Annotated in this window: 11 protein-coding genes; 3 read left to right on the plus strand and 8 right to left on the minus strand. The window is 47.8% G+C overall.

What is annotated here, in order from left to right:
• The first annotated feature begins 295 nt into the window (after positions 1-295).
• Positions 296-988 (plus strand): cell division ATP-binding protein FtsE, encoded by a 693-nt coding sequence (gene ftsE / locus NDI42_RS15460; RefSeq protein WP_431191432.1) that lies wholly within the window; start codon positions 296-298, stop codon positions 986-988.
• Between the two features lie 20 nt (positions 989-1008).
• Here ftsE and NDI42_RS15465 read toward each other — a convergent pair whose 3' ends face one another.
• From NDI42_RS15465 to NDI42_RS15475, 3 genes are all read right to left on the minus strand, one after another.
• On the minus strand, positions 1009-3687 hold the full coding sequence (locus tag NDI42_RS15465; RefSeq protein ID WP_190458928.1) for a chloride channel protein: 2679 nt from the start codon (positions 3685-3687) through the stop codon (positions 1009-1011).
• Between the two features lie 74 nt (positions 3688-3761).
• Entirely contained in the window at positions 3762-5078 is a 1317-nt protein-coding gene (locus NDI42_RS15470; protein ID WP_190458930.1) for a TldD/PmbA family protein, read from the minus strand.
• 322 nt (positions 5079-5400) lie between these two features.
• Complete coding sequence (locus NDI42_RS15475) at positions 5401-6285, minus strand: Tab2/Atab2 family RNA-binding protein (RefSeq protein WP_190427638.1); 885 nt, start codon at positions 6283-6285, stop codon at positions 5401-5403.
• Between the two features lie 61 nt (positions 6286-6346).
• Between NDI42_RS15475 and rtcA the strand changes: the two genes are divergently transcribed.
• Together rtcA and NDI42_RS15485 are read left to right on the plus strand one after the other, a co-directional pair.
• On the plus strand, positions 6347-7390 hold the full coding sequence (rtcA, locus tag NDI42_RS15480; protein WP_190458932.1) for an RNA 3'-terminal phosphate cyclase: 1044 nt from the start codon (positions 6347-6349) through the stop codon (positions 7388-7390).
• Between the two features lie 237 nt (positions 7391-7627).
• On the plus strand, positions 7628-7867 hold the full coding sequence (locus tag NDI42_RS15485) for a hypothetical protein (RefSeq protein ID WP_190458934.1): 240 nt from the start codon (positions 7628-7630) through the stop codon (positions 7865-7867).
• A gap of 148 nt (positions 7868-8015) precedes the next feature.
• On the opposite strand, the gene NDI42_RS15490 is transcribed toward NDI42_RS15485, so the two are convergent.
• From NDI42_RS15490 to NDI42_RS15510, 5 genes are all read right to left on the minus strand, one after another.
• On the minus strand, positions 8016-8726 hold the full coding sequence (locus tag NDI42_RS15490) for a pentapeptide repeat-containing protein (protein ID WP_190458935.1): 711 nt from the start codon (positions 8724-8726) through the stop codon (positions 8016-8018).
• Positions 8719-9441, minus strand: coding sequence for a hypothetical protein (locus NDI42_RS15495; protein ID WP_190458937.1), 723 nt, complete (start codon positions 9439-9441; stop codon positions 8719-8721). Before NDI42_RS15495 ends, NDI42_RS15490 begins: the two co-directional genes overlap by 8 nt.
• A gap of 214 nt (positions 9442-9655) precedes the next feature.
• On the minus strand, positions 9656-10846 hold the full coding sequence (locus NDI42_RS15500) for a pentapeptide repeat-containing protein (RefSeq protein ID WP_190458939.1): 1191 nt from the start codon (positions 10844-10846) through the stop codon (positions 9656-9658).
• An 87-nt stretch (positions 10847-10933) separates the two neighbouring features.
• Positions 10934-11653 (minus strand): pentapeptide repeat-containing protein, encoded by a 720-nt coding sequence (locus NDI42_RS15505; RefSeq protein WP_190458940.1) that lies wholly within the window; start codon positions 11651-11653, stop codon positions 10934-10936.
• On the minus strand, positions 11622-11885 hold the full coding sequence (locus NDI42_RS15510; protein WP_190458942.1) for a hypothetical protein: 264 nt from the start codon (positions 11883-11885) through the stop codon (positions 11622-11624). The genes NDI42_RS15505 and NDI42_RS15510 overlap by 32 nt, the downstream gene beginning before the upstream one ends.
• Positions 11886-11921 lie beyond the last annotated feature (36 nt).

The following is an 11921-nucleotide window of genomic DNA, read 5'->3' on the forward strand; positions in this document are numbered from 1 at the left end:
TAGGACTATAGCAATCCTTGGCAGAATCGTGAAATAATTCTTCCTTTGTAGTGCAGGATGAATGGTTGCGGCTTGCCCTGTCCTACGATTTACAACGGCTATAGCAGTCCTAAATGATTCATGAAGGCGAGATCCCCGACTTCTTTAAGAAGTCGGGGATCTGAAACGCTAACATTTCACAACTCAAATAGGATTGCTATATAACTAAAGACGAAAAAACTATACACTTAATAACTTTTTTATGACCACAACTTCTGGTCATCCCGGTATTGGCAAAAATCATCAACATCAGGCAATGAATGCTGATGCGGGAGATGAATTGCGGGGGATGGTAAAATTGCGCTCCGTGAAAAAAATCTATCCTAATGGCAGTTGTGGGCTATTAGATGTCAACCTGGAAGTCAAGCGGGGGGATTTCATATTCGTCACTGGGCCTTCTGGTTCTGGTAAGTCAACACTTCTGAAGTTGCTGTACGGGGAAGAACGTCCCACTGATGGCGAAGTAATTGTCGATAACTGTAACGTCGGACAACTGCGCGGACACAAGTTGTCTTTGCTACGGCGGCGGATTGGCGTTGTGTTTCAAGACTACAAACTCATCCCCCGGCGCACGGTGACGGAAAATATTTCCTTTGTCCTGTGGGCGCAAGGCTTCACTCACAAGGAAATTGAGCGTCGTTTAGTTCCCACCCTGAAGCTGGTAGGTTTACAGCATAAAGCCAGCTGTTTTCCAGAGGAACTGTCTGGGGGAGAGCAACAGCGAGTCAGTCTTGCGCGTGCGATTGTGGGAACGCCGCCGCTGTTATTGGCAGATGAACCGACTGGGAACTTAGATCCAGATAATTCGGCATCGGTGCTGAAGATTCTTCAGAAACTAAATGCTTTTGGTGCGACAGTGATTGTAACGACGCACGACGAACGCTTGCTACGGATGGCGAATAAAACTGTGGTGCAATTGCGAGATGGAAGATTAAAAATTAAAAATTAAAAACTTTGCTTTTTTAACTTTTATTGGGCGCTGCGAACTAAAATTACCGTGCTTTTCACGCCACGCGCGATCGCTTCCGGTATATTTCCTTTAATCGCTTGTTGCAACATTCCCTCACGACTGGCACCTAATACCACCACATCGCAATCATCGGCGTGCGCCAAATTGATGACCGCATCGGAAACAGAAGTGGCGCGAACCGGAATTGCCATCACACTTGCGCTCAACTGGCTACTGAGAAAAAGAGCAGATTTTTCTAGCACAGCTGTGTCAGGCAAAAGTGTGGAGGGATGGAAAATTTGGGCTAATTGGATGGCTGGTGTATGCGACAGGGAAAGCAAAGAAGGTAAAATTTGCAAAGCTTGCTGGGCGTTAGGGCCACCAGCGATAGGAACTAACCACTTGTGGAAAGCAGAAGGTAGCAGACAGAAGGATGAATTAGAAGTAAACCCTTGACCTATTTTCACCAACACCAGCTCGCAAGGAGCCTGTCTGATAATCGTGTCCACAACATCGCCAAAAATGCGACCTTGGGTGATGCTGCTGCCTTTCCAGCCCATTAATAACAAATTGATGTGTCGCTCGTTAATCGTTTCCAGGATCGCTTGAGCGATATCGTGGGATACCCGAATCTGGGTGTGAATCGGAATATTCAATTCCTTGCCTAGTTTTTCCGCCTGACGTAGCAAGCGGCGACTAGCACCCGTCTTCACAGGTGATTGCGCGGGGGCGCTACTGCGTCCAACTAAAATCACCTGAAGACACTCTAATTCATAGTTGCGATCACGGGCAATTGCGGCTGCCATCTGCAACAGCGCTGGTGCTGTTTGCGGGTTGGCTAGGGGAACTAGCATTCGTCCGGTTCCTATGGCAGGAGCGCGAGTTTGATAAACTACATAGGAAGGTTCCGACCGGGGGCCAATAGAGCCAGTTTGACCGTTCAGCTTGTCTGCTTCCGCCTTAATAATATCGGCGCGGGTAATAATCCCAATCAGCTTGCGCCCTTCCGTGACTGGCAATCGGCTGATTTGATACCGATTAAGTAAATATAAAACATCGCCAAGCGAAGCTGTCGCACCAACAGTCACAGGTTGCGGTGTCATAATCCGCGATAGGGGGAGATTTCCCGGCAGACTGCGCTCTTTGTAAATTGCTAAATCTGTTTGGGTGACAATACCAACCAGCAATCCCTTGTCTACAACGGGGAAACCGCGATGATGGGAACGGGAAAAAGCTTGCGTCGCTTCATCAAGGCTGATATTACTAGGCAAGGTTTCCACCCGGCGCTGCATCACATCTTCTGCCTTGAGATTTGCCAATAGTCCATCGGTAGTCGGCTTTTTCTCTAAATGAATGCCATTCCACTCTAAGAGGCGACTGTAAAGCGATCCTCTGGTTATCTTTTCCGACACCAGATAGGAAACCACCGAACCAATCATCAAAGGTAAGACAAGGTTAAAGTCCATCGTCATTTCAAAGACAATGACAATGGAGGTGATTGGAGCTTTGGCAACGGCGCAGAAAAATGCCCCCATGCCAGCCAGAGAGTAGGTAGCAGGCGAACCGACTCCCAAAGTTGCCTGTTGGAGGAGTCCCACTAGATAGCCCAGCCCAGATCCCAAAATTAGGGAGGGGGAAAATAAACCACCGGGAGCGCCAGAGCCACAGGCGACAAGTGTTAAAATATACTGCACGACAAAAGCTATGGTCGTAAATTGCCAAGCCGCCTCACCCGTGACTAAAAATTCTCGCAAACCTGTGTTGTCCCGAAAGCTTTCGGGTAGCAAAGCGATCGCTATCCCAGAAATCAAACCAGCCAAAGCGACTCGTTGACTTAAAGGCAGTTTCAGGGTGCGGTAGAAGCCGAGACTGGCAAAAATTCCCTTAGAAAACCATGCTCCCAACAACCCAGCCAAAGCTCCCAACAACAGATAAAAAGGAATCTCTTGTAAAGAGAAGCTAGACTGAGATGCTGTTATCGTCAAGTTGAGTTCCAGGCTGCGGCCCCCTAATAGCCGCGAGACAACCGCACCGATGAAGGATGCTAAAATTGCTGTCCCTAGAGTCAGGTCGGATAAATCCTGAAGCAGTTCTTCTACAATAAATAGGACGCCAGCGATCGGCGCATTGAAGCCAGCGGCTAACCCGGCACCAGCACCCGCAGCAATCATCTGGCGGCGATGGTCGGGGGAGGTGGGAACCCAGTGACTCAATTGCGCGGCGACGGCTGCACCCACATGAACGGTTGGGCCTTGTCGCCCCAAGGTCAGTCCGGAACCCAAAGCCAGGATGCTGCTCAATAATTTAACTATGGCAACCCGTAAATTCAGCGCTATGGGAAATTGGGCAAGAGCAGCTTTGACATAAGGAATACCGCTACCAGCAGCTTCTGGTGCCTGACGTTCCACCAGCCAACCGGAGAGGAATCCAAAGGATAAACCAATGGCAGGGAGGACGATCCACGCTGGTAAAAAGTGGGACGCATGAACTCGCCATGCGCCTAAAGCCCCAACTGATACCTTTAATAGAACTCCTGAGAGTCCCGATACTAAACCAATCAGACAAGCTTCAGCGATCGCTACCCGCCGTCTGGGACGTAAGAAAGTTTTGAATTGTAAAGAAGCGATATATCGCTTCTGAGTTTTGAGTTTTAATTTGAAAGACTTTAACCGAGAACTTAACTCTCTCAAATAATTCATAATTCACTCAAAACAATCAAGAGCTAATAGCTATTGATGGAACAATTAGCTATTAGCTATTAGCCATTGTGCAACTAACTAATAACTTTTCCGGTGACAGATAGCCCTTCTACAATCAGAGAGGGTGTATAAATCGAATCGTTCCAATCGGCATCGCCTCCCAGTGCTACTAACTGTTTCAGCGCTGTGTAGACGTTACCCGCAACCATAGTATCTTTCACTCGCCCGACTACCTGACCGTTCTGGACGCGGTAGCCTAGCTCAACGTTAACCGAGAAGTCGCCAGAAATACCAGCACCGCCGCCCAGCATCTGGTCTACCACCAGTCCATCATCCAATTTTTGCATTAAGTCCAACAGCGTCCCCTTCCCTTGCCCAACCAGCAAATTAAATAGTTCTGGTGTGGGATAGCTGCCTAAACCAGGGCGAAACCCGTTGCCTGTGGTGCCACTGCCCAGCTGCCGCCCTGTGGTGCGATCGGTGTAAAATAGTTGCAAAATGCCGTCTTTTATAAAGATTAGTTCCCGTGTGCTGGTGCCTTCATCATCAAAAGGACAGCTGAATGGCCCCGATTGCGGGTTTTGGGAAATGGTGATGGCTTCTGATATTACCTGTTCGGTAAGGCGATCGCTCCAGGGGGAAGCACCTTCGATTACCCGTTTGCCATTGAGTGCAGCTGCAACTGTCCCCCAAAGCATTTCCGCTGCTTTGGCGGTGAATAGCACTGGTACGCGACCGATGGGGGGGGAAACGTTTTCTTTAGACCAACTCAATCGCTGCACAATTTGGAGAGCCAGCGCGACTGGATCGAGTCTGTCCCGCTGGGTTTGACCATCGCTGACACTAAGAATATCATCCCCCCGCACCCACTCTGCTCCTAGATAACAGCTGAGGGTGGTATCGGTATAACGGCAATCTAGTCCTTTAGAGTTGATAAATCGTGTAGTTTCTGATTCGCATTCCCAGGTGCTAGAACAGAGGACTTCTGGGTAAGCGTCTCGGACAATGGCGATCGCTTCTTTGCCCATAGACACCAGATCCTCAACTTGTACTACCTCTCCCAAGTCTGGATAGTTGCCTTTAGTACCATCAGTTAGTTCCACGGTTTCTGGTGGGTTGAGCTTAGCGATCGCGATCGCCCGATCCACCAAGGCTTGCGCTTCCACCGCTCCATAGGCGACGGCTAGCCCCGGACGCCCATTTTGCCACAGCCGCAGGGCTGTGCCTTCTGCTTGAGCTATTTCTAGCTGTTTGAGTCGGTTGGCTTCAAAAAATACCGGTCGAGATAGCGATCGCGACTGATAAACCTCCGCTGCTTCTGCTCCTGAGTGCAAGGCTAGATCCAATAGCTGCTCTGCTAGAGTCTCTTGTGGCAAATCGTTAAAACCCATATCTATTGATAACTATGGAATAGGCAACCGCCAAGACGCTCTTAAAAGGTAAAAGGAAAAAGCGCCCCAACGATAGGGTCTAGCTATGCTTCCCCGAATCGTGGGGCAAGACAGTAAAAATGCAAAAAAAAGAGAAAATATTCCCTAGTAGTAAATAATCTTCTAGGTGGGCATTTTAACTTCTTCTGGTGCTTTTTTTTGCTTTTTTCCTTTAACTTTTTTAAGAGAGTCTAAAGTAGTAAGCAATCTTCATCTGGTGGCATTTTAACTTTTTATGAGAGTCTTTTTCTTTTTCCCTTTTTACTTTGCCATCAGAGTCTTTTTACTTAACTACAGGCAACTCTTGCAGTAGCCAAAACCCCGCAAACGATTCTGTCTGGGGGGTGGACTGAAAAGCTAAAAAATGCACCATCCCCGCTTTTTGCTTAGCCTGCTCAAAGTTTTTGGCTTCCTCCAGAATTTTTGGGTCTTTGAGATTAGCCAGAACCCAGCTATTACTCTCCCCTGTCTCCAATAACAATCTAGGCGACGCACCACCGCTGAACTTGATAAAAGCTGGTTCAATCCCAGACATCCAGCCAGCCATTGGTGTCGCCCTAGGGGAAAAAATCACCACGCCAGGAATTGGCGTTTGGGGCGCAAGGGGTGCGGTATCTGTCGCACCTATCAGCGGGAAAGCTTCCCCAAAGCCAATATCCCACTCGTGCATTTCCTCAAATTCCGCCGCAGGCAACGTTACAAACGCCCACTGCTGACCTCTCAAAGCATCTGGTAGAGGCTGGGGTGGCTGGGTTTGGTATTGCACAGATGGATTAGGCGCAACAAGTTGATAGCCCGGTTCTTTGGGATAAACTTCCTGCATCCGCTCTTGTAGCCAGAAATACAGCGAAAAAGTCCGGCGAGAAAGTTGAGCTGAGATGCCCAATTCATCGCAGGCTTTGACGATCATCTTGGTCATCGGACGGCGGAAAAAGCGGATTTTTTGGGGAGCGCCGGTCTTGGAGGATGCGATCGCCTCCTCCAAGGTCGTCCGCAACCATATCGAATTCACCTGGTTATTGGGGCAGAACTGAGCATAACGAAACAAAGACTCAGGTTTTGTGCGGGTATCCAAAGGACTCTCGCACACCAATAATTCCCAAATTTTTTTCTGATTCTCGTCCAAAATCGGGCGAGAGTAAAAATCTAATTCCCAAACTGTTCCCATACCAAGGCGCTCAAAACTTATCCTATCTTTTATGATACGGGGGAAGCATCCCTTGCCCTTCATGATTTACATAGACAGCTCTTACGGCGAAGGCGGCGGACAAGTGTTACGCACTTCCCTCAGCCTTGCGACTATCACAGGTCAACCGATACGCATCGAACGCATTCGGGCGGGACGCAAAAAGCCCGGACTAGCTGCCCAACACCTTACAGGGGTACGGGCGGCGGCGGCAATTTGCAACGCCCAAGTACAGGGGGATGAGTTGGGTTCAACGAATTTAGAGTTTACCCCCAGTTACTCTGTTCAAGCTGGAAAATACACCTTTGATGTCAGCGACGCACGGGAAGGCCGATCGGCGGGTGCTGTCACTTTGGTTTTGCAGACTATCTTGCTGCCCTTAGCTCTCGCTCGCGGCGATTCGCAAATAATACTGCGCGGCGGCACTCATGTAGCATATAGTCCCTCACTCTCCTACATTGAGCAAGTTTACCTGCCCATCTTGAAACGAATGGGGGTGCAAGCTGAAGTAAGGCTACACCGTTGGGGATGGTATCCGCAAGGCGGCGGAGAAGTGGAACTCCACGTCAGCGGCGGTAGCACCCTCAGCAGCATTAATTTACTCGAACGAGGACAATTGCAGGAAGTGCGGGGTTTAGCTGTGGTGACACAACTGCCCTCCCACATTCCGCAACGGATGGCAAGCCGTGCAGAGAATTTGTTACACGAGGCACATCTGAAAGTTACGGTGCGTCCATTGCGAGAAAGGGGTGTTGCACCAGGAGCGGGTATTTTTCTCACAGCTGAGTATGAAGACAGTTTGGCTGGTTTTGGTGCCTTGGGGCGTTTGGGGTTGCCAGCTGATAAAGTAGCCGAAATAGCTTGTCAGGAGTTGCTGAATTTTCATAAAACTAATGCACCTGTTGAGGAGCATTTGGCGGATCAGTTGCTATTACCTGCGGCTTTGGGTTCCGAGACGAGTCAATACCGAGTAGCTGAGATTAGCACCCATTTAACTACCAATGCTTGGGTGATTCATCAGTTTGGCATTGCATCGATAACTATAGATGAAGTTGAGCGGGTGGTGACTGTAACACCCAACACTTAAAGAGGCAGCGATGTTCTAAGAGGGCGATCGCTTTCTCTTTTCCCATCTGGCAATCAGAAACCATATTTAGCGCCCAGTACCACAATTTTGTCCCTATAATTTGCCTTTTGACGCAAATCACATTTTTCTCTGATGAGAATCGCGCCTCTAAAAGCTGGAGATCACCTGTTTTGATGGTGAATTTGCACGAACATTATTGAAGAAAGATATAAGTCCACTATCTAGAGGAATAAAAATATGCCAACGTCTTATTCAGTAACTTCTTCTGTAAAACCTGCCGATCAAAACGCGCTGACTCAGGCTGATGTTTCGGGGAACACTGTTGCTGGTGTTCTCCTATTTGTCATTCCTTTGACCATTATTTTAGGAGCTGTTTTATATAAAAAGTTTCGTCCTAAACATCGTGCTACTCTTCTGCTGGAACAGATTGAAATTTTAGAGAGAATCTGGCGGATTAGTCCAGAAAATAAATATTAAATGCTAAACATAAAAATAGCAGACTACCACCGCCCTTTCTCATTTCAGTCCACACTGGAGAAGAAATACCCGAAGTTTTGATGGATTTGCAGTGGTTAAAAACGCGACTGCTGGCGGTGGATTTCCCTTGACGCTAAAAGCGATCGCATTAAATTCGCCTAACTAAAGTGGGAGCGATAGCTAAAGAATCCTCAAATATTGCTCCTCGCCGCTTCAACTCCAGCCTCATCTCCTCACCAAGTCCTACATTCCATCCAAATTCAGCATTCTTAACTTTTGCACCGTTCAGGATAGCACCACTGAAGATGGCACCCTTCAAGTCAGCACCAGTTAAGTCAGCACGGCTCAGGTTGGCACCCTTCAGGTCAGCACCAGTTAAGTCAGCACTACTCAGAGAAACACCAATCAGTTCAGCACGCTTGAGGTTAGCACCAATCAAGATCGCACCATTGAGGATGGCACCGCCCAGGATAGCATGGCTCAGGTTGGCATGGCTCAAATCGACGACACTACTCAAGTCTGCACCGCTCAGGTCAGCATGGCTCAGGTTGGCACCCCGGAGATCCACCCCCCGAAGATCCACACCACTCAGGTTGGCGCAACTGAGATCGGCACTACTGAAAATAGCATGGCTCAGGTCGGCACCACTGAGGTCGGAACAGCTCAAATTGCCATCGCTGAGGTTGAAACAGCTCAGATTGACCCCACGGAGATCGATATTGCTCAGGTCGGCTCCTGCGAAATCTTCGGCAGGATTTAGAGCGGAAATTTCCGCAAGCTCAAACAAATCATCAGTTTGTGCCTCTACAACCAGATGGATCAGTTCTTCAATTTCCTGAAGAGATTTAGTCTTAGTCATATAGCAACACTGCCTGACTTAAATAGGGCGTTAATTTTGTATCTATTAGCCACTGGGTAATCATTGTGTTTAACACTACCCTCTTATTAGAATTAATATCTTCTAAACCCAATCCTTGTATATCCCTCAACAGGATATCTTTCTTTGAAATTTCAAAAAAACCTGTCACAATGCAAGGCTTTTTCGTCACATACAAAGTTCCCAGTTTTTCCCGATAACTCACGCCAATCAATACTGGCTGACTCCTCTCTTTTGTAAAAGTCCAAGACGGGTTTTCTGGCTCCCCTTGAGTTGTAACTTGATAAGCAGTGACTCCAAATTTATTCATCATATCTGCTTTTTGCTCCCCGGTGCCGGTTGCTTTCGCTTTAGCTTTAATCTCACTTAGGGCAGCATCACAGTCTGTGGAATTTTGAGATTTATTAACTTCCCGATTTTGTCTATCCGTGTGAATCAAAAGTTGACGCGAGCCTGTTAACTTACGCGAGTCATAGGGCATAACGCCATTTGTCAGCTTCAGTTTTAGTTTTGCACTTTTTAAGCCAAACTTGACTTGACCGCCCAAGAACGACTCCCAATCTTCCTTGAAACTCACGGTCAAGTAGAGGTCAATGTGTCTAGGTGATTTTGGCTCCCCGTTCAATTCCATGTACAGGCAACCAGATTTGTTTTCTAGCTGAACCACCCGAAGCGGCTGGGGGAGAGGCTTTTGCATTAGAGCATCTCAAGAAGTGCAAATACATCGGGTAGAGAATCCGCCAAGTTGCCACTTCAGTTGTAAATTAGTCTATTCCTTTAGCAGCAAGATGCACCAGTTGCTTTGCCTACCTGGTGTGACTCATTCGGCAATTACTTAAATATTAATAAAGCTAACATAAAGGTGCCATCCATCAACGGTATTGACTACTAATTGAAACATACAATTGTCCTCAGTCATCGTCAATAATTGCCCCACGCTGCTTCAGCTCAAGCTTCATCGCCTCGGAAAGTCCTAAAGCCCCTATTAGGCGAGCATTTTCTATATTGGCACCGCTTAAATTGGTACGCTTGAGGTCAGCATTTTGCAAATTCGCCCTGCTTAAGTTGGCACCACTCAAGTCAGCATCACTGAGAGTAGCACCACTCAAATCTGCTGCCGCTAACTGGGCATTAGGTAAGTAAGCGCTGTATAAGTTTGCACTCTCCAGGTTGGCACCACTGAGGTTAGCGCGGGGCATTTTGGTACGCAAATCGGCTCGACTCAGGTTAGCACCACGCAAGTCAGCATCGCGGAGGTTGGCATTACAGAGGCAGGCACCAGCCAGGTTAGCACTTTCCAGGTTGGCACGGCTCAAGTCCGCAAATGTTAGGTCTGCGTCGCTCAGATTGGTATGATTGAGATCAGCATTGCTCAGGTCGGCGCTGCGGAGGTTAATACCACTCAGGTCAGCTTTGGCAAAATCCTCAGATGGATTGATGCCAAGCATTTTGGCGTGAGTTAGGAAGTCTAGAACCTCAGCTTGCCATAGTTTCCTGACAAGAGAGGAGTGCTGTTGCTGGTAGTCGTTCGCCGCTTGCGAGTCAAGAAGAGCATCTGAGACTAAACGTAGATTTTTGAGCGCCAGTCCCTCTGTTCGACTATCTGGCAATTGGAGCGCGATCGCTCGACACTCTTGAAAGCATTCCTTCGCCTGGCTATACTCATCTAAGGAATAGTAAACTGCTCCCAGATTCAAGAGCGTTTGCATCTCACTTTGACGATCTTGAATTTCGCGGACAATGGTTAAACGCTGTTGCTGGTAAGCGATCGCTTTTAGCTCCTCTCCCATCAGGTAGTAAGCATTTCCCAAGTTACCAAGGGCATTCCCCTCACCGCGTCGGTCTTGGATACTTTGAGCTAGATTCAAGTGCTGCTGATAGAATGCGATCGCTTGCGGTAAATCTCCCAAAGCCTTGTATGCAGCTCCCAGATTTCCTAAAGCGGCTCCCTCCCCAATGCTATTTTGGCTGGCTTGATACATAGAAAGCGCCTCTTGCCAAGACTGCATTGCAACCTCTAGAGACGCGATTAGTCGCGTCTCTATATACGCCTGATATTGCTCAATTCCTTGCTTTAGCAGTTGGTCGGCTTCAGGAGTCATAGTCGAACTCTGCACCAGATAAGGTAACTGGATTAAGAGCTATTAACTCTTAACTCCTAAGTTTTTATAAATAGCCTTTTTTATTTTTTAGCAGATTGCCCCGCGTCGCCTCAAGTCCCGTTTTATGCTCTCTGCCAATCCTTCATTTTCGCCAAATCGAGCCTTCTGGACTTTCGCACTGCTTAGGTCAGTATCGCTGAGGTTAGCACCACGTAGGTCAGCGCTGCTCAGGTCAACACCCTGCATATTGACACCAATCAAGATGGCATTACTTAGGTTGGCACGGCGCAGAGAAGCATGACTCAGGTTAGCATCGCTTAGGTTGACACAGCACAATTTCGCATCCATCAAGTTGGCGCGGCGCAGGTCAACTCCAATTAGTTTGGCATCATTGAGAGTAGCACAAAGCAAGTTGCAAGTGTTGAGGCTAGCACCAACCAGGTTGGCACCGCTCAAGTTGATATTGATCGTGTCAGCACAAATCAAGTTGGCACTGATCAAGTTGGCATTGCTGAGGTCAGCATTGTTCAGGTTGGCTCTGCTCAGGTTAGCACCACTCAGGTCAGCACAACTGAGGTTAGCAGCCAGTAACATAGTACCGCTCAAAATGGCACCGCTTAAATCGGCACCACTCAGGTCAACACCACTCAGGTTCCCACCAGCAAAATCTTTCAGAGGATTTAATCCAGCCATTTGCGCTAGTTCAGAGAAATTATCTGTCTCTGCTTCTACGACGCGCAGGATCAGGTTTCTGATTCTCTGGAGAGATTTTTCATTAGGCACATTCCCACTTGGCCTGATCTGCATAAGGTTTTATGTTTGACTCCGAGACGCTCAGGGCAATAATTCTCTCTATCACTGCCCTCTTGTTACGACTAATGTTTTTCAAGCCTAGTCCCTCTGCATCAGGATAGTCTGCCACTAGAGAGCTTTCTTTTTGTAACTGAGTCAGAATTTCTTCTAAAGAGCTTTGCAGCTCAGTAGTATTTTTATTTTTCAGTTGCTCTAGTTTTAAGTTTGCACAATTTGGGTATTGCATTATTTACCTCTGAGTAATTTGTTTAGTGTCTGTTGT

It is taken from the genome of Funiculus sociatus GB2-C1 (assembly GCF_039962115.1).
Classification (GTDB): Bacteria; Cyanobacteriota; Cyanobacteriia; order Cyanobacteriales; family FACHB-T130; genus Funiculus; species Funiculus sociatus.